We start from the raw sequence: 23,547 nt of genomic DNA on the forward strand, positions 1-23,547 counted from the left end.
TTGGAGCGAAGGAGGGCGCCACTGGGAGGCCTTAGGGCCACCGGGAAGGCGAGGCCGCTGACCGTTGACCCGTGAGCCAGGAGACCTGCCGTCTTCCGTCGCTCGTCCGGGGTCCGGGTCCAGACCATCGGCGCAGGAAGGCTTCATCCCCTTCCAGTCGCAGCGACTCCATGAAGACGGAGGCTGAACGACCATGCGTAATCACCTGATTTCCATCCTGTTTTCCACGGCGGCCCTGCCTGCCTTGGGGGCCGCCCTTCTCCCCGCCTGCGCGCTCGCCCAGGCGGCGCCCCCGACACCCGGCGCCACCCCCGTCGGCGAGCTGGTGATCACCGCCACCCGCCTGCCGAGCCGGCTCGACCTGGTCACCGGCGCCCACGTCGTCGAGCGCGATGAGCTCGACGCGCGGCAGGCGCCGTTTCTGGAGGACGTGCTGGCGACCATCCCGGGCGTCGGCGTCACCCGCAACGGCGGCTTCGGGGGGCTGGCGGCGATCCGCATCCGCGGCGCCTCGCCCGACAAGACCCTGGTCTTGATCGACGGGGTGCCGGTGGGCAACGCCAGCGAACCCAACGGGACCTTCGATCCCTCCTCCCTGCAGACCGCCGACATCGAACGGATCGAGGTGCTGAACGGGCCGCAGGGCTCGCTGTGGGGCTCCGATGCGATCGGCGGGGTGGTCTCGATCACCACGCGCGAGATCAAGGGCGTCGAGGTCGCCGCCGAGGGCGGGACCTATGGCACGGCGCGCGGCTTCGTGGGCGCCGGCGTGGCCGACGACCGCTACGCGGTGACCGCCACCGTCGCGGGCCTTGAGACCGACGGCGTCTCCAAGGCCGACACCGGGACCGAGAAGGACCCCTACAGGACGTTGACGGCCAACCTCTCCGGCCGGCTGCGGCTGACCGACGGGCTGCAGCTCGAGGCGCGGGGCCGCTATTCCTACAGCCGCATCGCCATCGACGGTTTCCCGCCGCCCAACTTTACGCTCGCCGACACGCCCGACGTGGACCGCATCCGCACCTGGCAGGGGGACCTGCGCGCCCTCGTCGACGCCTACGGCTGGAAGCAGACCTTCAGCCTCTCGGACTACCACTTCTGGCTCGGCGAACAGTCCAGCTTCCCGGCGGACAACCGGGCCGAGCGCAGGGTCTGGCGCTGGACCGCGGAATACGGCGGCCCGGCCGACGCCCGGGCTGTGGTGGTGGGGGCAGAACGCGCCGACGCCCGCGCCGACCTCTCCGGCCGCGGCCAGGCGGACCTCTCGACGGCCTCGGCCTTCGTGGTCGGCCGCCTCTCGCCCCTGAAGCCCCTGACCCTGACCGGCAGCCTGCGCTTCGACGATCCCGACCGTTTCCAGAGCCGCACCACCGGCCGCCTCTCCGCCGCGGTTGACGTAGGGGAAGGCTTCACCGTCACCGCCTCGGCCGGCCAGGGCTTCAAGGTCCCCTCGATCAGCGAAGTCATATGCGACTTCTGCTTCGCCCCACCGGTCCCGCTGAGGCCCGAACGGGCCGAGGGCTACGACCTGCGCCTCGGCTGGGCCTCCGGCGACGGGCGGCTGTCGGCCGCGCTCACCGGCTACAAGCTCCAGGTCCGCGACCAGATCGCCTACGTCGCCCTGCGCTACATCAATATCGCCCAGACCCGATCGACGGGCTTGGAGGCCGAGGCGGACGCCAGGCTCACGGAGACGCTTCGTCTGAAGCTCGCCTATGCGCGGACCGACGCCACCGACGCGACGACCGGGAAGGAACTGCTGCGCGTACCGAAGGATTCCGGCGCGGCCAGCCTGTTCTGGAACGCGGGGCCCTGGGGGGCGGCCTTCACCGTGCGGGCCGAGTCCGAGCAGGCCGACGTGGCGCGCGACGGCTTCTCACCCGTCCGGCGGCCGGGCTTCGCGGTGGCGGACCTGGCGGGCTCATACCGGCTCAACGACCAGATCAGGCTCACCACCCGCCTCGAGAACCTCACCGACAAGCGCTACGAGGAGAGCTTCGGCTTCAACGAGAGCCGGCGGGCCGTGTACGTGGGCCTGCAGCTCAGGGACTAAGCCGCGGCCCAGGTGTCGAGCGCCGTCGGGTCGTCGAGCGCCATCTCGTCCCAGTCGAGGTCCGGGGGCGGGCTGGCCGCGGCCGCGATGACGGCGCTCATCTCGGCGGCGGAGGCCACGTCGACCAGCACGGCGGACGCTTCGGGCCGCGACAGGGCGAAGCCCAGCGCCGCCTGCAGCGGATCGGAACGGCCCTCGGCGATCAGCCGGCGGGCGCGGGAGATGCGGCCGGCCGCGGCCTTCAGGTGGCTGGGCGCGCGGTCGGGCGGCAGGAACAGCACGCCGTTCAGGAAGATCGAGCGCAGGTGCACCTCGACGCCCATCGAGGCCAGCTCGGCGAGCGACCCGTCGAGCAGCAGGCGCTGGTCCAGCAGCGAGGCCGGCGCCTGGACCACGTCGGGCTTGAAGCGGCGCGACAGGCCCACCGGATCGTCGGAGGCATAGACCGAGACGCCGATCTTGCGGCACAGCCCCTGGGCCTTCAGCGCCCGCAGCCGGTCCCAGAGCGCCGGTCCGCCGGGGCTCAGCATGTCGGTGGCCGAGGGGGCGAAGATGGCGTCAACCGCGTCGACGCCCAGGCGGGCGATCTGGGCGCGCACCTCGGCCTCGGCGAAATCGGCGCCGCGATCGGGGCGCACCGTCGTGACGGTCAGGCGAAATGGGTTCGGCTTGGGGATCAGCTGGCCCATGGTCAGCTCAACACCCTGCGAATGGCGGCCGACTTCCAGCACGCTCACGCCGGCGCGCGCCGCGATCGACAGGATGTCGCGCGCCTCGGCGTCCCGCGGGCGGCCGCGGGCGCTCGACGGCTGGTCGAGGCTGAACTGGCCGGAGCCGAGGCCCAGCTTCGCAATCGGTGACGTCATGACGGGCTTGAGCTTGGTAAGCTTCCTATGAGCCGCCATCTTGGGCGCAAGATGCCTAAGAACCCGTATCCAGGACCTGAACCGGTGATTAAATCTTGAAGCCGCGAGCGCCGCTCCCCGAATGGCCGCTGTTTGGAATGGCCGAGGACGTGCGCCCGGCGCTGCGGCGAGCCCGCGACGCCGGCCAGGCCTGCGCGCTCGCCACCCTGATCAGCGTCGAGGGCGGGGGGCCGCGGCCGGCGGGAACCCAGATGGTCTTCGCCGAGGGGATCGTCGCCGGCTATTTCTCCGGCGGCTGCGTGGAGAGCGACATCGCCGACCACGCCTTCGGATGCCTGGCGGACGGGAGCCCACGCACCCTCGTCTATGGCGAAGGCAGCCCTTGGCCCGACATCCGCCTGCTCTGCGGCGCCCGCATCGAGATCTTCGTGGAGCGCGTGCCGGCCGACGATGCGGCGTTGAGGGACCTGCTGGCCGCGGAGATCGAACGGCGCCCAGTGGTCTATGTCAGCGACGGCTACACGCGCGCCTGCGCCCCTGACCTGTCGCCCTGGCCGGAGGCCGCCGTCGACAAGGCCTACGATCCGGTGCAGCGGCTGGTGGTGGTGGGCGGCGATCCGACGGCGCTGGCCATCGCCCAGTTAGGCGCCCAGGCGGAGTTCGAGACCACCCTGCTCCGGCCGAAGGGTCCCGAGACCCCGCCGCCGATCGCCGGCCTCGCCTATCGGCGCGACGAGGTCGGACAGGCGCTGGCGGCGCTGGACGTCGATCCCTGGACGGCCATCGCCATCGCCACCCACGACATCGAGACCGACCACGCGGCGCTGCAGGCCGCCCTGCCGTCGCGGGCGGGCTACGTCGGATTGTTGGGCGCGCGGCGCCGGCTGATGGGCCGACTGGCCGAGCTGAAGGCCGAGGGGATGGCCGAGGCCGCCATCGCCCGGCTGCATGCCCCGATCGGCCTCGACATCGGCGGCAAGGCGCCTTGGGAAGTCGCCGTCTCGGTGATCGGCGAGATCATGGCGCTGCGCTATGCGCGGGCCAGCGGGAGGACCTCGACGACCTCGCCGGCGGCGGCGGCCGGCGCTCCGGCCAATCGCCTCAGCAACGCGTCCGAAGCCGCGAAGACGCTGACCAGCGACGAGTCCTGATCTCGGTAGGGGCGCACGGAGACCTCGCCGCGGGCATAGCCGAGCTTGGCCCGCATCCAGTGCTCCCGCGGGCCATTGGCTGGCAGGTCGTGCGCGAGCTTCGCAGAAATCGTGACCGGCTCCGGCGAAGCGCCCTGATAGGCGTTGAGGATCGGGTGCAGGAACATCTCGGCGCAAACGAAGGCCGAAGCCGGATTGCCCGGCAGGCCCAGCAGCCGCCGCCCATCGCCGAGCACCCCGAAGAAGGTCGGCTTGCCCGGGCGGACCGCCACGCTCTCGACGCGGTAGGACATCCTCAGCGCCTGCGCCGCGGCGCGCACCAGGTCGTGGTCCCCCACCGAGGCTCCGCCCACCGTGACGATCAGGTCGGCGTCGGCCGAGCGCATCGCTTCGATCACCGCCTCGAGCTGGTCGCGGATCGGCTTGGCGCGGGTGACGTCGGCTCCCCAGCCGGCGACCATGGCGGCCAGTGCCGGAGCCCCTGAATCATAGATTTGAAAGCGCCCGGGCGTCGCGGGCGCCTCGACGATCTCCTCGCCGGTGGACAGCAGCGCCACCCGCGGCCGGCGATGGACCTCGATTTGCGCGCGACCCGCGGAGGCGGCCAGCGACAGCCGCCAGGGATCGATCCGCGCGCCCGGCTCCAGGAGGATCTGGTCCTGTTTGAAGTCGCCGCCGGCGGGGCGGACGTGGTTGCCGGCCTCGACCTCGGGGACCGTGACATCGTCGCCGTCGCGCGTCGCATCCTCCTGGATCACCACCGCGTCGCAGCCCTCGGGGACCGCCGCGCCGGTGAAGATCCGCGCCGCCTCGCCAGCGCCGACTTTTCCGGCGTAGCCATGACCCGCGGCGCTCTCGCCGACGATCTTCAGTCGCCCGGGCGCGTCGGCGGCCCGCACCGCCCAGCCGTCCATGGCCGAGGCCGGGAATGGCGGCTGGTCGCGCACCGCGCGGACCTCCTCGGCCAGCACCCGACCGAGGCTCTGCGCCAGCGCCACCCGCTCGGTCGGCAGGGCGGCGATCTCCGCCAGCATGCGGGCCCGCGCGTCGTCGACGGAGAGGAGCTTCATGCCCGCCAGGCGCCGGACTTGCCGCCGGTCTTGGAAGTCAGCCGCACGGTCTCGATGACCATGCCTTTTTCGGCCGCCTTCAGCATGTCGTAGAGCGTCAGGCAGGCGACCGAGACGGCGGTCAGCGCCTCCATCTCCACACCCGTCTGGCCGGTCGTCTTGACCCGCGCGGTGACCATCAGGCCATCGTCGACCGGTTCGATCCGCACCTCGGCCTTGGTGATGGCCAGGGGGTGGCACATGGGGATCAGCTCGGAGGTCTTTTTCGCCGCCATCACCCCGGCGACCTCGGCGACCGCGCGCACGTCGCCCTTTCGGCCCTGCCCGGACAAGGCGAGCGCCAGGGTCTGCCCGCTCATCCGCACGAAACCCTCGGCGACGGCTTCGCGCGCCGTGGACGCCTTGTCCGAGACGTCGACCATGCGGGCGCGACCGGTCTCGTCCATGTGGGTGAGCTTGGCCACTCGGCTAGGTCTCCATCAGCCTAGGCATCAGCTCGACCATGTTGCAGGGCCCATGGCGGCTGTCGAGCTGGGCTGAGATCACCTTGTCCCAGCCGTCCTTCACCGCCCCGTTGGAGCCCGGCAGGCAGAAGACGAAGCAGCCCTTCACGATGCCGGCCAGCGCCCGGGACTGCAGGGTCGAGAGCCCCACTGACTGATAGCTGACCAGGTGGAAGATCACCGAGAAGCCATCGATCTCCTTGTCGAACAGCGGCCGTATGGCCTCCGGCGTCACGTCGCGGCCGGTGATGCCGGTGCCGCCGGTGGTGACGATGGCCTCGACGCCGGCCCCGACCCAGGCCAGCACCTGCCTGCGGATCGCCTCGACATCGTCGGGCACGATGGCCTTGGCGGCGAGCTGATGGCCCGCCTCGGTGACGCGGCCCGCCAGCACGTGGCCGGAGGTGTCGCTCTCCTCGTCGCGGGTGTCCGAGATGGTCAGCACCGCGATCTTCACCGGCTTGATCGGCAGGGCCTCGTTGATGCGGCCGCCGGGCTGCAGCCCAGAAGCGGGAGTTGCTGCGTTCATGGGGCTTTTTCCTCCCAACGGGCGATGTCGACGTGGTCTTCGGCGCGCGGCTCGATCCAGCGCGCGCCGTCGGGTCCGTGCGCCTTCTTCCAGAAGGGCGCGCGGGACTTCAAGTAGTCCATCAGGAAGTCGCAGGCCTCGAAGGCTGCGCGGCGGTGCTTGGCGGCGGTGGCCACGAAGACGATAGGCTCGCCCGGCGCGATCTTGCCGACCCGGTGGCGGATCATCAGGTCGTCGAGGCCGAAGCGCTCACGGGCCGCCTCGGCGATCTTGCCGATCTCGCCCTCGGTGAAGCCGGGATAGGCCTCCAGTTCGAGGATGACGGTCTCGCCGGCCTCGGCGCGGGCGATGCCGGTGAAGGTGGCGATGGCGCCCACTTCGCTGTGGCCCTTGGCGAACTCCGAGAGCAGGGCGCCGGGATCGAAGGGGATTTCGGACAGGGCGATCATCCACCGCTCATCGGCGGCAGGAAGGCCACCTCGGCCCCGGGGCTCAGTTCGCGGTCGCCGCGCACGATGGCCTGGTCGAGCGCCACCTGGACGCCGGGTCCGCAGAGCGCGGCGCCGAGGCGAGCGTCTTCCTTCGTGAGCAGGGCCTTGAGCGCGCTGATCGAGGCCGCCTCGACGCCCTCGCGTTCGCGCCAGCCGGCGAGGTCGCGCAAGGGGCCGAACAGCAGCACACGCGCCATGGCTCAGCCGCCCGTGGTGGACATGTGCCGCGCCACGGCGGGTCCCGCCGACCGCGCGATCTTGAAGTCATGGCCCTTGGGCTTGGCGTCGACGGCGCCGCGGATCGCCGTCACCAGGTCGGCGTCGGAGGCCCCGCCCCGGATCACCGCGCGCAAGTCGCAGGCGTCCTCGCGGCCCAGGCATGTGTGCAGCGTCCCGGTGCAGGTCAGCCGCACCCGGTTGCAGGCCTCGCAGAAATTGTGGCTGAGCGGGGTGATGAAGCCGAGCCGTCCGCCGGTCTCCTTGACCTCCACATAGCGCGCCGGGCCGCCGGTGGTGACGTCGAGATCGGTGAGCGTCCAGAAGCTTTCGAGGTCGCCCCGCAACTCGGTCAGCGAGAGGTATTCGTCGGTGCGGTCCACGTCGACCTCGCCCATGGGCATGGTCTCGATCAGGGTGACCTCGAGGCCGCGCCCGTGGGCCCAGCGGATCAGCTCGGGCAGTTCAGCGGCGTTGCCGTCCTTCAGGGCCACGGCGTTGATCTTGACCCTCAGGCCCGCGGTCTGGGCGGCGTCGATCCCGCCGATCACCCTGGCAAGGTCGCCGCCGCGGGTGATCGCCCGGAACAGGTCGGGGTTGAGCGTGTCGAGCGAGACATTGATCCGCTCGACGCCCAGATCGGCCAGCGCCTGGGCGAAGGCGGCCAGCTGCGTGCCATTGGTGGTCAGGGTCAACTCGTCGAGGGCGCCGGTCTTCAGGTGACGGCCGAGGTTCTGGAAGAGGCCCATGACGCCCTTGCGGACCAGGGGCTCGCCACCGGTGATGCGCAGCTTGCGGACACCCAAGGCCACGAAGGCCGAGGCGATGCGATCCAGCTCCTCCAGCGTCAGCACCTGCGCCTTCGGCAGGAAGACCATGTGCTCGGCCATGCAGTAGACGCAGCGCAGGTCGCAGCGGTCGGTGACGGAGACCCGCAGATAGGTCACCGTGCGGCCGAAACCGTCCACCAGCGCGGGCTGGCCTTGCGAAGATGTGTCGTCGTAGGGCGTCATGCCGGGGCAAACATAGAGAGGATCAGGGCTTGGCGACAGGGGCGGCCCGCATCGAAACCCTGGAGGCCGTTGTCCTGGCCGCCGGATCCGGCTCCCGGTTCGGGGGCCGCAAGCTGCTGGCGCCCTGGGGCGACGGGGTCCTGCTGGACGCCGCGCTCGCCGCCGCCTTCGCCGCGCCCGCGCGTTCGGTGACGGTGGTGACCGGGTCCGACGCCGAGGCCATGGCGGTCGCCGCGCGGGCTTACGATCCCCGGGTCCGCGTCGTCCACGCGGCCGATCACGCCGAAGGCATGGGCGCGTCGCTCCGCACCGCCATCGCCAGCCTGCCGACCGATGCGGCGGGCGCCTTCGTCTTCCTGGGCGACATGCCGCGCGTGCCCCATGGGGTTCTGCAGCCGCTCGCCGAGGCGCTGGCGACCGGCGCCGCGGCCGCCGCCCCGATGTTCGAAGGCCGCCGGGGCAACCCCGTGCTGCTCGGCCGCGAGCTCTTTCCCGAACTCCTCCACGTGACCGGTGACGCCGGTGCGCGCGCGGTGCTGCAGGGATTGGGGGATCGCCTGGCGCGGGTCGAAGCCCCCGACGCCGGGGTGCTGTTCGACGTGGACGAGCCGGGCGACCTTCCGGCCCGCTAGCCCCCTCGTCAGGGCCCTGGCCTTAGCCACATCGCCATTCGCGCCCCGAGCAGGCGGGCGAACAGCCGCAGCGGGATGCCGCGATAGGCCGGAACGTCGTGGGGCAGGCGATCGGTCTCCCGCGCGTAGCGCGTCTGCGAGCGCATCTCGTTGGGTGGGGCGTCCGGCCCAAGGCGCGCGCGATAGACCGAGGCCCACCAGCCCGGGCGGTACTTGAGATAGACCGGGCAGTTGCAGCAGGTGGCGATGAACCGGGTGGTCGGCGCGCCGTCGCGAAGCTTGACGCCCGTCAGGCGGTCCGCGCCCTGCGCCACCACCAGGCGATCGTCGCGGACGGTGACATAGGGGGTCCCACCCCAGGCGTCGTGGAACTCGCCCGATGCGCCGTCCGCCTCAAGCTTGCCCGCGGCGGCCTGGCAATCGTCGCAATAGCAGACGCCGCAGAGGATCGGCGGCCCGGCGAGCTCCAGACGAACCTGGCCGCAGGTGCAGGCCGCCATCCATCGTTGCGTCGTGCTCGACAGGACAGCCTCCGATCCCCGCTCGCCCTCGCATAACAGCCTTCGCCGGCTGCGCGGGGCGATTAAATCGCACGGACCCTGTGCGCTCAGGTCTTCACGAACGGCAGGCTGGTGGTCGCGGGCTGCCCCATGGCCAGCAAGGCGTTGGCGACGGCGGGCGCGATCACCGGCGTGCCCGGTTCGCCCACCCCGCTGGGCGGATTGGCCGACGCGACGAAATAGGTCTCCACCGTCGGCGCCTCGGAATTGCGCAGCACGCGATAGCCGTCGAAGTTGGCCTGCTGCACCTCGCCGTCCTTGAGCTCGATCTTGCCGTAGAGCGCCGCCGAGAGGCCGAGGCAGGTGCCGCCCTCCATCTGCGCCTTCACCTGGTCCGGCGCGATGACCGTGCCGCAGTCGATGGCGGTGACCACGCGGCCCACCTTGGGCACGCCGTTCTCCAGCTTGACCTCGGCCACCTGGGCCACGACTGAGCCGAAGCTCTCATGCACTGCGACGCCGCGGGTCCAGCCGGCGGGCGCCGGACTGCCCCAACCCGCCTTCTCCGCGGCCAGGTTCAACACCGCCAGGTGCCGGTTGGCGCCGGCCTTGGCGTAGAGCGCACGGCGGTACTCCACCGGGTCCTTGCCGGCCTTCTTCGCCAGCTGGTCGATGGTGTGCTCCATGACGAAGGCGGTGTGGGTCGCCCCCACCGAGCGCCACCACAGCACCGGTACGCCGACCTCGGCATTGATCACCTGCCCGTCGACCACCGGCGTCGCCTTGAGGTAGGGCGATCCCTTGGCGCCCTCGACGGAGGTGTCGTCGATCTTCGGCGTGCCCATGGGCGAGCCCTTCATGATGGACTGGCTGACGATGCGGTGGCGCCAGGCGGCGGGCATCCCGTCGGCGTCGGTGGTGATCCGCACCGCATGGTGCACCATCGGCCGGTAGTAGCCGGCGCGCATGTCGTCCTCGCGGGTCCAGACCAGCTTCACCGGGCGACCGCCGCCGACGTGCTTGGCGATGTGAACGGCCTCGGCCACGTAGTCGGACTGGAAGTTGGTCCGCCGCCCGAACGAGCCGCCGGCGTAGAGGGTCTCGACCTCGATATTGCCCGGCAGGTTGCCGACGACCTTGGCGGCGTTGAGCTGATCGAGCGTCGGCGACTGCGAGCCGTGTATCAGCTTGCAGCTCTGACCCTTGACGATGGCCACGCAGTTCAGCGGCTCCATGGCCGCATGCGCGAGATAAGGGAAGTCGTAGGTGGTCTCGATGGCGGCCGTTCCCCCGGACGCCTGAGCCCCGCCTCTGGCGTCGAAGGCCTGCCAGGCGGCCTTGTCCTGCGGCTGGATCTTGCCGGCGGCGAGGTCGGCGTAGCTCTTGCGGATCTGGTCGGTCGAGCGTTTCTCGGCCTTGGCGAAGTCCCACTTCACCTTCAACGCATCGCGGCCCTGGCGGGCGGCCCAGGTGTTGTTCGCCACCACGGCCACGCCGTTCGGAACCTGGAACACATCGACCACGCCGGCGACCTTGCGCGCGGCCGCGTCGTCCACCGAGGCCACGGTCGCGCCGAACTTCGGCGGGTGGGCGACCATCGCGGTCAGCATATTCGGCAGGTGGACGTCCTGGGTGTAGGGCGCCGTGCCCGTGCTCTTCAGAACGCTGTCCTTGCGCCGGACCTTGTCCGTGCCGATCAGGGTGAAGCTCTTGGGGTCCTTCAACACAGGCGTCTGCGGCGGTTTCACCTTGGCCGCGTCGGCCACCAGGTCGCCGAAGCGCGCCTGCTTGCCACTGCCGGCGTGGGTGACGACGCCATTGGCGACGGTGATCTGGCCGGCCGGGGCGTTCCACCGGGTCGCCGCGGCCTGTACGAACATGGCCCGCGTCGCCGCGCCGGCCGTGCGCAGCTGGGCCCAGGAGTTGGCGATGGCGGAGGAGCCGCCGGTCCCCTGCACGCCCATCAGCGAGTTGGAATAGACCTTGGCGTTGGCCGGCGCGAACTCGACCTTCACCTTGTCCCAGTCGGCGTCCAGTTCCTCGGCGACGATCGCCGCCAGGCCCGCGTGGTTGCCCTGGCCGAACTCGATGTGCTTCGACACCACGGTGACGATCCCATCGGGCGCGACCTTCACGAACGGCCCGAAGGCGCCGAAATCGTGCGGCGCGCCCAGCGCGAGGATATCGGCCGGCGAGCAGCCGACCACCAGGGCGCCGCCGGTCAGCGTTGCGCCGATCACCAGGGCCTCGCGGCGGGTGGCGCCGGTGGAGGCGAGGCGGTTCAGAGGCTTGTTCATGATCCCATCCCCTCTCAGTTCGTCGCCGCGGCGGCCGGCGCCGGCGGGACGTCGAGCGGCGGCGCGTTTGCGGCCACCTGCGGCAGGCCGGCGGCGTCCTTGATGGCCGCGCGGATGCGCTGGTAGGTGCCGCAGCGGCAGATGTTGCCGTCCATGGCCCCGCTGATCTCGTCGTCGGACGGCTTCGGCTTGGTGGCCAGCAGGGCGACGGCGCTCATGATCTGGCCGGACTGGCAGTAGCCGCACTGCGGCACGTCGTGCTTGACCCAGGCGACCTGCACCGGGTGCGTCCCGCCCAGTCCCTCGATGGTGGTGATCTTGGCGGTCCCGAGCACCGAGATCGGGGTCGAGCAGGCGCGAATCGGCTGGCCGTCGGCGAGCACGGTGCAGGCCCCGCACTGGCCGACCCCGCAGCCATACTTCGAGCCGGTCATGCCGAGCTCGTCGCGCAGCACCCAGAGCAGGGGGGTGTCCGGCGCGGCCGCGACGCTCACCGGCTTTCCATTGATCTGCAGCGTCGCCATGCGAACCCCTTCCGAACCAGCCATCGATCATCCTAACGCCGTTCAGACTCGAGCGTAAATGCCGCCACGGTTGCCGCCACGCCGCCGAAGCCGCTAGTTACGCAGCGACGCAGCGATCCCGGGAGACACCATGCTTGGCTACGCCCTCGCCGCCGCGGCCTTCAGCCTCGCCGCCGGCCCGGCGCTCGCCCAGGACGGCGGGGCGCTCTTCAACATGCGGTGCAAGATGTGCCACCAGGCCGCTTCGACACCGCTCGGCCCGGCGCTCACCGGCGTGGCCGGCGCGAAGATCGCCGCGCGGCCCGACTTCACCTATTCGCCGGCGCTGAAAGCCAAGGAGGGCGCCTGGACGGACGCCAACCTGGACGCCTTCCTGAAGGCTCCGATGGCGTTTGCGCCGGGCGCCCGGATGCAGGCGCCCGTGCCGGCCGACGACGCGCGGGCGGCGATCGTCGCCTACCTGCATACGCTGAAATAACCCGGAGCCCATGGACGCCTTCCCCGCCTTCTTCCCACTCGCCGGCCGCACCATCGTGGTGGCGGGCGAGGGACCGGCGGCGGAGGCGAAGCTCAGGCTGTTCGACGGCTCCCCCGCCCGGGTGATCCGCCTGGCGGGCCAGGCGGCGCTCTCGCCCAAGGCCTATGTCGGCGCGGCCCTGGCGTTCGTCGCCTCGGACGACGACGACTTCGCGAACCGCGCGGCCCAGGCGGCCAAGGCCGCCCATGTGCCAGTCAATGTGGTCGACCGGCCGGCGCTCTGCGATTTCATCACGCCGGCGGTGATCGACCGGGGCGAGGTGGTGGCGGCGGTCGGCACCGGCGGCGCCTCGCCGATGCTGGCCGCCCTGCTCAGGCAAGACATCGAGGCCCGCGTGCCCGAAGGCGCGGGCCGGGTGGCGGCCCTGTTCCGCAGCCTGCAGGACGAGGTCCGCAAGGCCCTGCCCGAGCCGCATGTGCGCCGGGCCTTCTTGCGCGCCGCCCTGACCGGCCCCGCCGCCCAGGCCGCCTTGGCCGGCGACATGGAGGAGGCCAAGACCCAGCTGCGCGAGGCCTTGGCAAACGGCCTCGCTCCGCAAGGGATGGTGAGCTTCGTGCTGGGCTCGGGACCGGCGGAGCGCCTGACGCTCGCCGCCTGCCGGGCGTTGGCCGCCGCCGATGTGCTGGCGGCCGACACGGGCGCGGATGCGCAGGTGTTGGCCCTGGCGCGGCGCGACGCCGAGCGGCTGGCCCCAGACCAGGCGACCCCGGAGCAGCTGTCAAACCTGACGCTTCGCGGCCTGCACGTGGTGCGCGTCACCGCCGGCCCGCCGGCGCCGGCGGAACTGCGCGGGCTTGCCGAACTCGGCGTGGAGGTGGTCGCGATCTAGCGGTCCAGCGGCCGGCCCCTGGTCTCCGGCAGCAGCAGGAGGCAGGTCACCACCGAGAGCGCCGTGAAGGCGAACGGGTACCAGAGCCCCGAATAGATGTTGCCCACCGCCGCCACGATGGCGAAGGCCGTGAACGGCACGAAGCCGCCGATCCAGCCCGTGCCGATGTTGTAGGGCAGCGACATGGCCGTGTAGCGGATGCGGGTCGGGAACAGCTCCACCAGGCACGCCGCGATCGGGCCGTAGAGCGCCGTGGCGGCGATCACGAAGACCATCAGCACCCCGAACGCGCCGGCCAGGTTCATCCGCGCGGGGTCCGCCTTGGCCGGATAGCCGCCATGCGCCAGGGCCTGTTTGATCTTGCCCTCGACGGTGATCTTCACCGCCTTGGCCACGTCCTTCGGCAGCCCACGGGCGTCCGCCGAGGGGATGGTGATCAGGCCCACCCGCACCTGGGCCGGGAAGCCGGCCGGGGCGGCGACGTTCTCGTAGCTGACGCCGGCGTTGGCCAGCGCGCTCTTGGCGATGTCGCAGGAGGAGGTGAAGCTCGCCTTGCCGATGGGATCGAACTGCAGCGAACAGTCGGCCGGATCGGCGACCACGCTCACCGGCGTCGCGGCCTGCGCCTCGGCGAGCGCCGGGTTGAGGGTTCGCGCCAGGCCGTGGAAGCCCGGGAAATAGGCGACCAGCATCAGGGTCATGCCGAACAGCATCACCGGCTTGCGGCCGATCTTGTCGGAGAGCCAGCCGAACAGCACATAGCCGATGGCGCTGACCGCGGCGGCGGCCATCATCAGGGTGTTGATGGTGGCCGGCTCGACCTTCAGGAACTTCTCCATGAAGGTCTGGACGTAGAAGAAGGCGGTGTACCAGACGGCGCCCTGGGCGCTCATGATCGCCACCAGCGACAGGATCACGATCTTCAGGTTGGGCCACTGGCCGAAACTCTCGGCGAACGGTCGCTGCGAGCCTTCGCCGCGCGCCTTCATCCGCGCGAATTCCGGGCTCTCCGAGAGCTTCAGGCGCATGTAGATGGAGATGGCGAGCAGCCCCGCGGACACCAGGAACGGGATGCGCCACCCCCAGGCGTCGAACGCCGCGGGCCCGAACAGCCTGCCCAGCACGAGGCGGCTGACGAGGATCACCAGCAGGGCCGCGAAAAGGCCGAAGGCCGCCGAGGTCTGCACCCAGCCGGTGGACCGCCCGCGGGCGCCTGTGGCCGCGTGCTCCGCCACATAGATCGCCGCCCCGCCATACTCGCCGCCCAAGGCGAAGCCCTGGACGATGCGCATCAGCACCAGCAGCGCCGGAGACAGGATGCCGACGCTGGCATAGGACGGCAGCACGCCGATCAGGAAGGTCGCGCCGCCCATCAGGGTCACCGTGACCAGGAAGGCTCCCTTGCGCCCGAGCCGGTCGCCGACCCGGCCGAACACCAGCGCCCCGATCGGGCGGAACAGGAAGCCGGCGCCGAACAGCGCCAGCGCCGCGACATAGCCGGCGGTCTCCGGCAGGCCCGAGAAGAAGGTCTTGGAGATGACCTGGGTCAGGCTGCCGAAGACGAAGAAATCGTACCATTCGAAGGTGGTGCCGGCGGCCGAGGCCGCGACGACGGTCTTCAGCGATGTGGCCTTCACGGGCGTCGCAATGCCCTCCACCGCCAACTCCGCCATGCGCAAACCCTCCCGAACGCTTCGGGAGAAGCTCTAACACTGGCTCGCAAGCGGTTGGAAGACTGCCGTCAGGCGACGGCGCTGTCGTCCTTGTCGTCGGTCGCAGCCGCCCGGCTCAGGCGGGCGATTTCGGCGATCAGGGCGCCGGGCGAGATCGGCTTGCCGACCACGCCGTCCATGCCGGCGTCGAGGTAGCGCCGCTGCTGGTGGGCCAGCACGTTGGCGGTCAGGGCGACGATGGGGGTCGCAGCCGCGTCGCCACCGAGATTGCGGATCCGCCGCGCGGCCTCCAGGCCGTCGATCCCCGGCATCTGCACGTCCATCAAGATCACGTCGAAGACGCCGCGCTCGGCGGCCTCCACGCCCAGATAGCCGTCCGCCGCGGTCTCCACCGCCGCGCCGAAGCTTTCCAGCAGCTTGGTGGCGATCATCCGGTTGGTGCTGTTGTCCTCGACCACCAGGATCTTCAGGCCGTCGAGCACCGGCGACAGGTCGTCGGGCTGGATGGTCTGGGCCGCGGCCGGCTCGGCGGCGATCTCCAGCCAGAAGACCGAGCCTCGGCCCTCCAAGGAGGTGAAGCCCACGTCGCCCGACATCATCTCGGCCAGCCGCTTGGTGATCGCCAGGCCCAGGCCCGAGCCTCCGAAGCGGCGGGTGGTCGAGGCGTCGCCCTGGTCGAAGCGCTGGAAGATGCGGTCCTGGGCCGCCGCCGGGATCCCGACCCCGGTGTCCTCCACCTCGAAGCGCAGGGTGGCGCGGGTCGGCGTGTAGCAGGTGATCGTCACGGAGCCGCGCTCGGTGAACTTCACCGCATTGCCCACCAGGTTGAACAGCGCCTGGCGCAGCCGCACGGGGTCGGCGCGCACCCAGCCCACCTGCGGGTCGACGTTGATGGCGAGCTGGAGGCCCTTGGCGTCGGCTTGCGGGCGCAGCAGCCGGGCGACGCCCTCGACCACGGCGGCCACGTCCACCGGCTCGCACGCGAGCTCAAGCCGGCCCGCCTCGATCTTGGAGAAGTCGATGACGTCGTTGAGCAGTTCGGCCAGCATCCGGCCGCAGGACAGCGCCTCCTCAAGCATCCGCCGGCCATCCTCGGTCAGCTGCTCGGACTTCAGGAGGTGCAACACGCCCATGACGCCGTTCATCGGCGTGCGGATCTCGTGGCTCATATTGGCCAGGAAGGTCGCCTTGGCCTCGGCGCCGGCTTCGGCCGCCTGCTGGGCCTCGATCAGCGCCAGCTCCTGGCGCTTGCGGTCGTCGAAGTCCTGCACCAGGCCCACGGCCTTCAGCCAGCGGCCGTTGCGGCCTACCTTCAGGTGATGGGAGACGCGGATCCAGCGGGTCTCGCCGTCCGGGCGGACGATGCGCGCCTCGAAGGCCTCGCCGGACTGTTTCGAGCCGGAGTGCAGCGCCCGGAAGGAGCCGCGAACATGCTCCAGGTCGTCGGGATGGAAGCCGGGGAAGCGCAGGTGCGTGGCTTCCTCGTAGGTGGCGTTCTTCTGGCCGGTCAGCCGCTCGAACTCCGGGGAGGCCCAGAAGGTCTTGGCCACGTGATCGATCTCATAGACCCCGGCCTCGGCGGCCTCGAGGGCGAGCTTCAGGCGGGTGGCGCTGGCCTGGGCCTCGCGCTGGGCGCGGCGCATCTGCTGTTCGCCGCGGCGGGCCGCGTCGCGAGCGCCGGCCAGTTCGGTGATGTCCTCGGACATGCCCTTCAGGACGAAGCGCCCGTCGCCGGTCGGCTCCGTCTGGATGGTGACGCGCACGGTGATCCAGCCGCCGTGCGCGCGGATGCGGTGCTCGAATTGTGCCGGCGCCCCGGTGCGCACGGCGCGTGCGAGGAAGCCTTGCGTGCGCTTGCGGTCGCGCCAGTGGACCAGCTTGGAGAAGGCGTCGGGGGCGTCGACCTGCGTCGGATCGATGCCGAGCATGGCCACGAGCTCATCGGACCACCAGATGCGGTTGGTGGTCGGATCGTAGCTCCAGATGCCGACGCCGGCCGAAGCCCCCAGCATCTTGCGGGTGCGGCGCGCGTCCTCGAGCTCCTCGCTCCGCGCCCGCTCGGCCGTGGCGTCGCGCATGCTGACGACGTGGTAGCCGTCGTCGCTCATCTGCCGGCGCGCCGCGACCCATAGATAGTCGCCGCTCTTCAGCCTGAAGCGAACCTCGGACTCGACGATCCGCCCCGGGCCGTTGGCCGCCATGCGGGCGCGCATGCTCGCCAGGTCGTCCGGATGATGGAAATCCAGGGCGTACTGTCCGAGGATTTCAGCCTCGCTCCAGCCGGTGATGCGTTCCCAGGCGGGATTGACCAGCCGCACCTTCAGGTCAGCGTCGACAAGAAACATCATGTCGCCGCTGTTCTCGAACAGCAGCCGGATCAGATCGGCCTTGTCGGGACCGCGCGAAGGGCGCTTGCCGGCCATAGAGGGATCCTAGAGTCCAGCCGAACCCCATACGCCCGCGAGGTAAACACAAGGTTTGGGCGAGCTGCGGCCCTCCTCGCCTCGGCCCGCCCTTAGAAGGCGCTCTCGCCGGTGATGGCGCGTCCGAGGATCAGGGCGTGGACGTCGTGGGCGCCCTCGTAGGTGTTGACCGTCTCGAGGTTCGCGGCGTGGCGCATCACATGGTACTCGCCCGAAATGCCGTTGCCGCCGTGCATGTCGCGCGCAACCCGGGCGATATCCAACGCCTTGCCGCAATTGTTTCGCTTCATCAGGGAGATGGCTTCCGGGACCCAGGCGCCATCGTCGATAAGTCGACCCAGGGCGAGCGCGCCCTCCAGACCCAGAGCGATCTCGGTCTGCATGTCGGCGAGCTTCTTCTGCACCAGCTGGCGCGAGGCCAGCGTGCGGCCGAACAGCGAGCGGCTCGAGACGTAGTCGCGGCTGGCGTGGAAGCAGAATTCCGCCGCCCCCATCGCGCCCCAGGCGATGCCGTAGCGGGCCTTGTTGAGGCAGGAGAAGGGCCCGCGCAGGCCCGAGACCTCGGGCAGCATCATGTCCTGCGGCACGAACACGTCGGCGAGCGCAATCTCGCCGGTCACCGAGGCGCGTAGCGAGAGCTTGTTCAGGATCTTCGGGGTCTCGAAGCCCTTGGAGCCGCGTTCGACCAGGAAGCCGCGGATGACGCCGTCGAGCTTGGCCCAGACCAGCGCCACGTCGCAGATCGGCGAGTTGGTGATCCACATCTTGGCGCCGTTCAGCACGAAGCCGCCGTCAACCGTCTTGGCGACCGTGCGCATCGAGGCGGGATCGGAGCCGCCGTCCGGCTCGGTGAGGCCGAAACAGCCGATGATCTCGCCCTTGGCCATGCCCGGCAGGAAGCGCGTCTTCTGGGCCTCCGAGCCGAAGGCGTAGATCGGGTACATGACCAGCGAGGACTGCACGCTCATCGCCGAGCGGTAGCCGCTATCGATCGCCTCGATCTCGCGGGCGATCAGGCCGTAGGCCACGTGGTTGACGCCGGCGCAGCCGTATTCCTCCGGCAGGGTGGGACCCAAGAAGCCCAACGCGCCCATCTCGGTCATGATCTCGCGGTCGAACCGCTCCTCGGCGAAGGCCGAGACCACCCGGGGCAGGAGCTTCTCGCGGGCGTAGGCGCGGGCGGCCTCAGAGACCATCCGCTCGTCCTCGGAGAGGCGCGAAGTCAGATCCAGGGGATCGTCCCAGCGGAAGGTCTTCTGGCTGGCGCCGGTGTCGAGCGGCATCGGGAAATCTCCTAAATCAATGCGGCGCCTTATGACCGGAAATCAGGAGCCCGTGTAGACGCCTTTGCGCTTCTCGCGGAACGCCGCCATGGATTCCTTGACGTCGTTGGGCGACTTGCGGGCGAGGCCCAGGCCCACCGTCTCGTAGCGCAGCGCCGCCTCCAGCTCGGCGTCGGTGTTGTGCTGCAGCACCCGCTTGGACATGCGCAGGGCCACGGGCGGCCACTGGGTCATCAGGTCGGCGTAGGCGACGGCGTCGTCGACCAGGCTCTCGGCCGGGACGATGCGGTTCAAGAGGCCGATGCGCAGGGACTCCTCCGCCTCGAGGGTGCGGCTGGTGAAGATGATGTCGGCCGCCGCCGCATAGCCCACGACGCGCGGCAGGAAGTAGGAGAGGCCTGAGTCCGGCGACAGGCTGCGCTCGATGAACACGCTCTTGAAGCGGGCCGCGGGCGATCCCAGGCGCACGTCGCAGGCGAGCGCCGTCGACATGCCGGCTCCGGCCGCCACGCCGTTGATCGCGCCGACGATGGGCTTGTCGAAGCCTTGCCACATCAGCGCCCAGCGCCCGACCCAGCCCATCTCATCGAGGCGGCCGCCCTGGGACGCCGGCTCCTCAACGCGGCCGGTGGCCACCGGGCCGGTTCCCAGGAGGTCCGCGCCGGCGCAGAAGCCGCGGCCCGCGCCGGTCAGCACCAGGGCGCGCGCCTCGTCATCGGCCTTCACCGCGGCGACAGCGGCCTGCACCTCTTCGCGCAGGCTCACCGAGATGGCGTTCAGCCGGTCGGGCCGGTTCAGCGTCAGCACCGCCACATGGCCGCGCCGCTCCAGGCTGAGGGTCTCGTAGTCGCCCGCTTCGTAGGCCATGGCCGGTCCTCCGCGCTCTCTATCGTTGGCCAAAGCATCGCGCCGAAGGAGCGCGAGGGAAAGCGATCTTGCCCGGCCGGCGGACGGAATCGCGGCGTCTCGCGAGCCGTGAGCGCAACCCGGCGGCCGCTACGGTGTTCCTGTGGGGATCCGTTCTCGCAAGGAACAGCCGAATGTCCGGCGCCTTCGCCTTCCTCCGACCCTTCGCGCTGCTGGCGGCCATCGCCTTCGTGGCGGGCTTCTTCGGCTATCTGGCGCTTGGCCAGCCCAGCCGGGCCGTCGCCGAGATCGCAGCGCAGCCGATCGTGGCCTCCGGCCCCGCGTCCGAAGACTGGAACCTGCCGCACCACATCTGACGACCTAGCCGCCCCGGGCCACGAACCAGCCGTTGCGGAATCCCTCGCTGGCCTTGCCGTAGAGGAACGGCTGGCCCTCGGGCGTCAGGACGCTGCCCCCCGCGGCGGCCAGCACCGCATGGCCGGCGGCAATGTCCCATTCCATGGTCGGGCCGTGGCGCGGATAGATGTCCGCCGCGCCTTCCGCGATGCGGCAAAGCTTGATGGAGGAATCCATCGCTTCGCGCCGGTCGAAGCCATAGCGCTCGGCGAGCGCCTGGATGGTCTCTTCCTTCATGGTGTGGCTGATCAGGACCAGGGCCTCGCCGGCCGGCCAGGGCCGCACGCGCACCGGCTGGTCCGCGCCGCCCTGTCTGCGCTTCAGCGCCTGCCCGCCGGAGGTGAACCAGAGCTCGCCCGTGGGCGGGCAGGCCACGGCGCCGGCCACCGGCCGATGGTTGTCGATCAGGCCGATGTTCACGGTGAAATGCGGGTCGCCGCGCACGAAGGCCTTGGTGCCGTCCAGCGGGTCGACGAGGAAGAACCGCGGTCCGATGGCGTCGGGCGTGCCGAACTGGGCCGCGTCCTCCTCCGAGATGATCGGGATATCCGGAAAGCGGCTCCTGAGCGCCTCGAGGATCAGCGCCTCGGCCCGATGGTCGGCCTCGGTGACCGGACTTTCGTCGGCCTTGTGAGTCACCGACAGGCCCGAGCGCCATAGGGGCAGGATCAGCTGCGCGGCGGCCTCGCAGATCTTTGCCAGTTCGGGGCCCACCTCGTTCATCGCCAATCCTTCGCCGCCTTCTGGGCAGGGGTTCTCTTATGAGGCCGGGGGCGTTTTCCAAAGGCTCAAATCACGCCAAGGTCGTCCCATGACCGAGCCGCCGGCCCCCGACGACATCGCCGCTCCCGAGCCCGCTTCGAGCGTGCGCGCCGCTGAGCTCGCCGCCTATCTGGCGGGCCGCATGTGCCACGACTTCATCAGTCCGGCGAGCGCCATCGTCTCGGGGCTCGACTTGCTGGAAGACCCCTCGGCGCAGGACATGCGCGAAGAAGCCATGTCGCTGATCTCCAGCTCGGCGCGCAAGCTTGCCGACCTGCTGCAGTTCAGCCGCGTGGCGTTCGGCGCCTCGGCCTCGGCGGAGACCTTCGACGCCCGCGACCTGGAGAAGCTGGCGCAGGGCGTTTTCGCCCACATGCGCGCCGAGCTGCAGTGGACGGTCGAGGCGCCGGCGCTCAACAAGCCGGCCGCCCGGGCGATCCTCAACCTGGCGCAGATGACCGGCGCGGCTCTGCCGACCGGCGGTGTGGCGTCGATCCGGGCGGTGCAGGAAGCCGGCGCCATCGCCATCGCCGCCGAGGCTTCAGGCCCCCGCGCGCGCCTGCGGCCGGAGGTGCTGCGCGGGCTGCAGGGCCAGCCGCTCGGCGACGGCCTGCACGGTCACTGGGTGCAGGCCTACTATGTGCACCTGTTCCTCACCGACGCCGGGGGACGGGTGTTCGCCGACGTGAGCGATGAGAAGGTGGTGTTCGCCGCCACCGTGCCGGCCTGACATTGCCCCGCCGGCCGCTCGGGGCCTAAGCTCCGCCGGCAGTCAGGGTAGGGGACGTCTTCGTGCACAGCTTCATGGGATTGGGCCGCGCGGTGCGCGGGTTGGCGCTCGGCATGCTGGCGGCGACGGCGATGGCGACGGGCGCCGTGGCGGCGCGGCCGTTCACCGCCAAGGACATGGCGACGCTTGATCGGGTGTCCGACCCGCAGCTCTCGCCCGACGGCCGATACCTCGCCTATTCGGTGGGCGTGGTCGACTGGGCCGCCAACCGGGTGAACGGCACGCTGTGGATCGCCGACCGGCGCGCGCCCGCCCAGCCGCCGCGCATGCTGGAGATCTCCACGCGGCCCGCCGGCCAGGCCCGCTGGAGCCCGGACGGGACGCACCTCTACTTCCTCTCCAACCGCGGTGGGACCCAGCAGGTCTGGCGCACCGATCCCGAGGGCGCGGCGGCCGTGCAGGTCACCAACCTGCCCATCGACGTGCGCAGCTATCGGCTCAGCCCCGACGGCCGGACGCTGGTGGTGGCGCTGAGCGTCTTCGCCGATTGCCCGACGCTCGCCTGCACCAAGGGTCGCCAGGATGCGCGCAAGGCCAACCAGGTCTCCGCCGTCACCTTCGAGCACTTGCCGCTGTTCATCTGGGACGACTGGCAAGCTGGCGAACGGGCGCAGCTTTTCGCCCTCAAGCTCGACGCGGCAGGCGGCGTGGCGGGCGAGCCCACGCGGCTGATGACCGGCTTCGACGCCGACGCGCCGGGGCGTCCGTTCGGCGGCGACAGCGACTTCGCGGTCTCCAACCAGGCGGTGGTGTTCTCCGCCCTGGAGCCCGGCGCCGCCTGGGGCGTCACCGACCTCGAAGGGCTCTACAGCACTCCCCTCGACGGCTCCGCGCCGCCTCGGCGCATCAGCCCCGTCGCGCCCGGCGCCTACGGCAAGCCCACCCTCTCGCCGGACGGAACCCAGCTCGCCTACCTGGCGCAGAAGGCCCGCGGCGGCGGCGACGTCCGCGCCGCGGTCATGGTGCGCGACCTGCGCACCGGCGCCGACCATGAGGCCGATCCCGGCTTCGACCGCTCCGCGGCCGGCCTGGCCTGGTCGCCGGACGGCCACACGCTCTACGCCACCGCCGAGGACCAGGGCCGGGTGCGCCTGTTCGCCATCGATCCGGCGGCGGGCAAGGTCCGCCCGCTGACCACAGGCGGCCAGGTCACAGGCGTGACCGCCGGCGGCGACCGCATCGTGGTCTCGCAAGACAGCCTGATGGGTCCAGCCCAGCTCTATGAGGTCGGCCCGCGCGGCGAGCGCCAACTCACCGCCCACAACGCCGCCCGGCTGGCGGACTTCGCCTTCTCCACGCCCGAGCAGTTCAGCTTCAAGGGCTGGAACGACGAGCCGGTGATGGCCTACGTCCTGCCGCCGCAGGGCTATCAGCCGGGGCGCAAGTACCCGGTCGCCTTCCTGATCCACGGCGGCCCGCACGGCTCGTTCGGCGACGCCTGGTCCACCCGCTGGAACCCGCAGGTCTGGACCGGCATGGGCTACGCCGTGGTGATGGTCGATTTCCACGGCTCGTCCGGCTACGGCGAGGCCTTCGGCCATTCGATCGTCGGCCACTGGGGCGACCGGCCGCTGGAGGACCTGCAAAAGGGCTGGTCGGCCGCCCTGGCGAAATATCCCTACCTCGATGGCAGCCGCGCCTGCGCGCTCGGCGGCTCCTACGGCGGCTATATGGTCGCCTGGATCGCCGGCGCCTGGAACGCGCCCTGGAAGTGCCTCGTGGATCACGACGGCGTCTTCGAGACCCGCACCATGGCGCTGACCACCGACATCACCGGCTTCGCGGAATATGAGACCGATGGCCTGTCTTGGGAGAAGGGCGAGGCCTATGAGCGGTTCAATCCGCTGAACAGGGTCGCCGCCTGGAAGACGCCGATCCTGGTGGTGCATGGCGGCAAGGACTTCCGCGTGCCGCTCGGCCAGGGCCTGGCGGCCTTCACCGCCGCCCAGCGCCGCGGCGTCCCCTCCAAGCTGGTCTATTTCCCCGACGAGAACCACTGGGTGCTCAAACCCCAGAACTCGGTGGAGTGGTACCGCAACGTCGAGGACTGGATGCGGCGCTGGACCGGCTCGGAAACCGTCGCCGCCAACCGCTCGGCTACCGCTCCTTAACCATCCTGGCGCGACAAGGGTGGGGTGAAG

22 protein-coding genes, 1 pseudogene and 1 riboswitch are annotated in these 23,547 nt (G+C 70.8%); of the genes and pseudogenes, 8 read left to right on the top strand and 15 right to left on the bottom strand.

Annotated features, from left to right (window positions below):
• Positions 1 to 107: riboswitch (cobalamin riboswitch) on the top strand. This riboswitch is flagged as partial in the annotation.
• Positions 108 to 193: 86 nt separating this feature from the next.
• A complete protein-coding gene (locus VGT80_RS02935) occupies positions 194 to 2,053 on the top strand; it encodes a TonB-dependent receptor plug domain-containing protein (protein WP_327452726.1) in 1,860 nt (619 codons plus the stop codon).
• Here the strand turns inward: VGT80_RS02935 and VGT80_RS02940 are convergent.
• Positions 2,050 to 2,919 carry a bifunctional regulator KidO gene (locus tag VGT80_RS02940; RefSeq protein ID WP_327452728.1) on the bottom strand — a complete coding sequence of 290 codons (870 nt, stop codon included), beginning with the start codon at positions 2,917 to 2,919 and terminating at the stop codon, positions 2,050 to 2,052. The two genes, VGT80_RS02935 and VGT80_RS02940, sit on opposite strands and share 4 nt — an antisense overlap.
• A 137-nt stretch (positions 2,920 to 3,056) precedes the next feature.
• Here VGT80_RS02940 and VGT80_RS02945 point away from each other — a divergent pair.
• A pseudogene (locus VGT80_RS02945) lies at positions 3,057 to 3,926 on the top strand (XdhC family protein); the annotation flags it as partial.
• 23 nt (positions 3,927 to 3,949) lie between these two features.
• Here the strand turns inward: VGT80_RS02945 and glp are convergent.
• From glp to moaA, 6 genes are read right to left on the bottom strand one after another with little or no spacing between them, the layout of a single operon-like run.
• A complete protein-coding gene (gene glp / locus VGT80_RS02950) occupies positions 3,950 to 5,140 on the bottom strand; it encodes a gephyrin-like molybdotransferase Glp (protein WP_327452730.1) in 1,191 nt (396 codons plus the stop codon).
• A complete protein-coding gene (moaC, locus tag VGT80_RS02955; protein WP_327452732.1) occupies positions 5,137 to 5,604 on the bottom strand; it encodes a cyclic pyranopterin monophosphate synthase MoaC in 468 nt (155 codons plus the stop codon). The genes glp and moaC overlap by 4 nt, the downstream gene beginning before the upstream one ends.
• 4 nt (positions 5,605 to 5,608) lie before the next feature.
• Positions 5,609 to 6,172 carry a molybdenum cofactor biosynthesis protein B gene (moaB, locus tag VGT80_RS02960; RefSeq protein WP_327452734.1) on the bottom strand — a complete coding sequence of 188 codons (564 nt, stop codon included), beginning with the start codon at positions 6,170 to 6,172 and terminating at the stop codon, positions 5,609 to 5,611.
• A complete protein-coding gene (locus VGT80_RS02965) occupies positions 6,169 to 6,621 on the bottom strand; it encodes a molybdenum cofactor biosynthesis protein MoaE (RefSeq protein WP_327452736.1) in 453 nt (150 codons plus the stop codon). Before VGT80_RS02965 ends, moaB begins: the two co-directional genes overlap by 4 nt.
• Positions 6,618 to 6,860 (bottom strand): MoaD/ThiS family protein, encoded by a 243-nt coding sequence (locus VGT80_RS02970; protein WP_327452738.1) that lies wholly within the window; start codon positions 6,858 to 6,860, stop codon positions 6,618 to 6,620. The genes VGT80_RS02965 and VGT80_RS02970 overlap by 4 nt, the downstream gene beginning before the upstream one ends.
• Positions 6,861 to 6,863: 3 nt before the next feature.
• On the bottom strand, positions 6,864 to 7,892 hold the full coding sequence (gene moaA / locus VGT80_RS02975) for a GTP 3',8-cyclase MoaA (protein WP_327452739.1): 1,029 nt from the start codon (positions 7,890 to 7,892) through the stop codon (positions 6,864 to 6,866).
• Between the two features lie 29 nt (positions 7,893 to 7,921).
• On the opposite strand from moaA, the gene VGT80_RS02980 reads away from it, so the two are divergent.
• Positions 7,922 to 8,524, top strand: coding sequence for a nucleotidyltransferase family protein (locus tag VGT80_RS02980; RefSeq protein WP_327452741.1), 603 nt, complete (start codon positions 7,922 to 7,924; stop codon positions 8,522 to 8,524).
• Between the two features lie 8 nt (positions 8,525 to 8,532).
• Here the strand turns inward: VGT80_RS02980 and VGT80_RS02985 are convergent, their stop codons facing one another.
• From VGT80_RS02985 to VGT80_RS02995, 3 genes are all read right to left on the bottom strand, one after another.
• Positions 8,533 to 9,024, bottom strand: coding sequence for a GFA family protein (locus tag VGT80_RS02985; protein WP_327452743.1), 492 nt, complete (start codon positions 9,022 to 9,024; stop codon positions 8,533 to 8,535).
• Between the two features lie 107 nt (positions 9,025 to 9,131).
• Positions 9,132 to 11,321, bottom strand: a complete 2,190-nt coding sequence (locus tag VGT80_RS02990) for a xanthine dehydrogenase family protein molybdopterin-binding subunit (RefSeq protein WP_327452745.1) — start codon at positions 11,319 to 11,321, stop codon at positions 9,132 to 9,134.
• Positions 11,322 to 11,335: 14 nt separating this feature from the next.
• Positions 11,336 to 11,845 (bottom strand): (2Fe-2S)-binding protein, encoded by a 510-nt coding sequence (locus VGT80_RS02995; protein ID WP_327452857.1) that lies wholly within the window; start codon positions 11,843 to 11,845, stop codon positions 11,336 to 11,338.
• A 130-nt stretch (positions 11,846 to 11,975) separates the two neighbouring features.
• On the opposite strand from VGT80_RS02995, the gene VGT80_RS03000 reads away from it, so the two are divergent.
• Together VGT80_RS03000 and VGT80_RS03005 are read left to right on the top strand one after the other, a co-directional pair.
• The gene (locus tag VGT80_RS03000; RefSeq protein WP_327452747.1) at positions 11,976 to 12,323 is read left to right on the top strand and encodes a c-type cytochrome; all 348 of its coding nucleotides are present in this window, start codon (positions 11,976 to 11,978) and stop codon (positions 12,321 to 12,323) included.
• Positions 12,324 to 12,333: 10 nt separating this feature from the next.
• Complete coding sequence (locus VGT80_RS03005) at positions 12,334 to 13,212, top strand: bifunctional precorrin-2 dehydrogenase/sirohydrochlorin ferrochelatase (RefSeq protein ID WP_327452749.1); 879 nt, start codon at positions 12,334 to 12,336, stop codon at positions 13,210 to 13,212.
• Here the strand turns inward: VGT80_RS03005 and VGT80_RS03010 are convergent.
• The 4 genes from VGT80_RS03010 to VGT80_RS03025 all read right to left on the bottom strand — a co-directional run bounded on the left by VGT80_RS03010 (position 13,209) and on the right by VGT80_RS03025 (position 19,458).
• Positions 13,209 to 14,885, bottom strand: coding sequence for an MFS transporter (locus VGT80_RS03010; protein ID WP_327452751.1), 1,677 nt, complete (start codon positions 14,883 to 14,885; stop codon positions 13,209 to 13,211). The two genes, VGT80_RS03005 and VGT80_RS03010, sit on opposite strands and share 4 nt — an antisense overlap.
• Before the next feature lie 68 nt (positions 14,886 to 14,953).
• Entirely contained in the window at positions 14,954 to 17,308 is a 2,355-nt protein-coding gene (locus tag VGT80_RS03015; protein WP_327452753.1) for a PAS domain S-box protein, read from the bottom strand.
• A gap of 92 nt (positions 17,309 to 17,400) precedes the next feature.
• Complete coding sequence (locus tag VGT80_RS03020; RefSeq protein ID WP_327452755.1) at positions 17,401 to 18,591, bottom strand: acyl-CoA dehydrogenase; 1,191 nt, start codon at positions 18,589 to 18,591, stop codon at positions 17,401 to 17,403.
• Positions 18,592 to 18,633: 42 nt separating this feature from the next.
• Entirely contained in the window at positions 18,634 to 19,458 is an 825-nt protein-coding gene (locus VGT80_RS03025) for an enoyl-CoA hydratase/isomerase family protein (RefSeq protein WP_327452756.1), read from the bottom strand.
• A gap of 173 nt (positions 19,459 to 19,631) precedes the next feature.
• Between VGT80_RS03025 and VGT80_RS03030 the strand changes: the two genes are divergently transcribed.
• Positions 19,632 to 19,814, top strand: coding sequence for a hypothetical protein (locus tag VGT80_RS03030; RefSeq protein ID WP_327452757.1), 183 nt, complete (start codon positions 19,632 to 19,634; stop codon positions 19,812 to 19,814).
• A 4-nt stretch (positions 19,815 to 19,818) separates the two neighbouring features.
• Here VGT80_RS03030 and cysQ read toward each other — a convergent pair whose 3' ends face one another.
• Complete coding sequence (cysQ, locus tag VGT80_RS03035; RefSeq protein WP_327452759.1) at positions 19,819 to 20,577, bottom strand: 3'(2'),5'-bisphosphate nucleotidase CysQ; 759 nt, start codon at positions 20,575 to 20,577, stop codon at positions 19,819 to 19,821.
• An 88-nt stretch (positions 20,578 to 20,665) separates the two neighbouring features.
• Here cysQ and chpT point away from each other — a divergent pair, with 88 nt between their 5' ends.
• Positions 20,666 to 21,346 carry a histidine phosphotransferase ChpT gene (gene chpT, locus VGT80_RS03040; RefSeq protein WP_327452760.1) on the top strand — a complete coding sequence of 227 codons (681 nt, stop codon included), beginning with the start codon at positions 20,666 to 20,668 and terminating at the stop codon, positions 21,344 to 21,346.
• Between the two features lie 62 nt (positions 21,347 to 21,408).
• The gene (locus VGT80_RS03045) at positions 21,409 to 23,517 is read left to right on the top strand and encodes a S9 family peptidase (RefSeq protein ID WP_327452762.1); all 2,109 of its coding nucleotides are present in this window, start codon (positions 21,409 to 21,411) and stop codon (positions 23,515 to 23,517) included.
• Positions 23,518 to 23,547 lie beyond the last annotated feature (30 nt).

Origin of the sequence: Phenylobacterium sp. (genome assembly GCF_035944335.1) — a bacterium.
Taxonomy (GTDB): domain Bacteria; phylum Pseudomonadota; class Alphaproteobacteria; order Caulobacterales; family Caulobacteraceae; genus Phenylobacterium.

What these genes read in the sequence shown, in the direction of transcription:
- VGT80_RS02935 (WP_327452726.1), top strand. Translation starts at nt 194, where the DNA reads ATGCGTAATCACCTGATTTCCATCCTGTTTTCCACGGCGGCCCTGCCT.
- VGT80_RS02940 (WP_327452728.1), bottom strand. Translation starts at nt 2,919, where the DNA reads ATGACGTCACCGATTGCGAAGCTGGGCCTCGGCTCCGGCCAGTTCAGC.
- glp (WP_327452730.1), bottom strand. Translation starts at nt 5,140, where the DNA reads ATGAAGCTCCTCTCCGTCGACGACGCGCGGGCCCGCATGCTGGCGGAG.
- moaB (WP_327452734.1), bottom strand. Translation starts at nt 6,172, where the DNA reads ATGAACGCAGCAACTCCCGCTTCTGGGCTGCAGCCCGGCGGCCGCATC.
- VGT80_RS02965 (WP_327452736.1), bottom strand. Translation starts at nt 6,621, where the DNA reads ATGATCGCCCTGTCCGAAATCCCCTTCGATCCCGGCGCCCTGCTCTCG.
- VGT80_RS02970 (WP_327452738.1), bottom strand. Translation starts at nt 6,860, where the DNA reads ATGGCGCGTGTGCTGCTGTTCGGCCCCTTGCGCGACCTCGCCGGCTGG.
- moaA (WP_327452739.1), bottom strand. Translation starts at nt 7,892, where the DNA reads ATGACGCCCTACGACGACACATCTTCGCAAGGCCAGCCCGCGCTGGTG.
- VGT80_RS02985 (WP_327452743.1), bottom strand. Translation starts at nt 9,024, where the DNA reads ATGGCGGCCTGCACCTGCGGCCAGGTTCGTCTGGAGCTCGCCGGGCCG.
- VGT80_RS02990 (WP_327452745.1), bottom strand. Translation starts at nt 11,321, where the DNA reads ATGAACAAGCCTCTGAACCGCCTCGCCTCCACCGGCGCCACCCGCCGC.
- VGT80_RS02995 (WP_327452857.1), bottom strand. Translation starts at nt 11,845, where the DNA reads ATGGCGACGCTGCAGATCAATGGAAAGCCGGTGAGCGTCGCGGCCGCG.
- VGT80_RS03000 (WP_327452747.1), top strand. Translation starts at nt 11,976, where the DNA reads ATGCTTGGCTACGCCCTCGCCGCCGCGGCCTTCAGCCTCGCCGCCGGC.
- VGT80_RS03005 (WP_327452749.1), top strand. Translation starts at nt 12,334, where the DNA reads ATGGACGCCTTCCCCGCCTTCTTCCCACTCGCCGGCCGCACCATCGTG.
- VGT80_RS03010 (WP_327452751.1), bottom strand. Translation starts at nt 14,885, where the DNA reads ATGGCGGAGTTGGCGGTGGAGGGCATTGCGACGCCCGTGAAGGCCACA.
- VGT80_RS03015 (WP_327452753.1), bottom strand. Translation starts at nt 17,308, where the DNA reads ATGGCCGGCAAGCGCCCTTCGCGCGGTCCCGACAAGGCCGATCTGATC.
- VGT80_RS03020 (WP_327452755.1), bottom strand. Translation starts at nt 18,591, where the DNA reads ATGCCGCTCGACACCGGCGCCAGCCAGAAGACCTTCCGCTGGGACGAT.
- VGT80_RS03025 (WP_327452756.1), bottom strand. Translation starts at nt 19,458, where the DNA reads ATGGCCTACGAAGCGGGCGACTACGAGACCCTCAGCCTGGAGCGGCGC.
- VGT80_RS03030 (WP_327452757.1), top strand. Translation starts at nt 19,632, where the DNA reads ATGTCCGGCGCCTTCGCCTTCCTCCGACCCTTCGCGCTGCTGGCGGCC.
- cysQ (WP_327452759.1), bottom strand. Translation starts at nt 20,577, where the DNA reads ATGAACGAGGTGGGCCCCGAACTGGCAAAGATCTGCGAGGCCGCCGCG.
- chpT (WP_327452760.1), top strand. Translation starts at nt 20,666, where the DNA reads ATGACCGAGCCGCCGGCCCCCGACGACATCGCCGCTCCCGAGCCCGCT.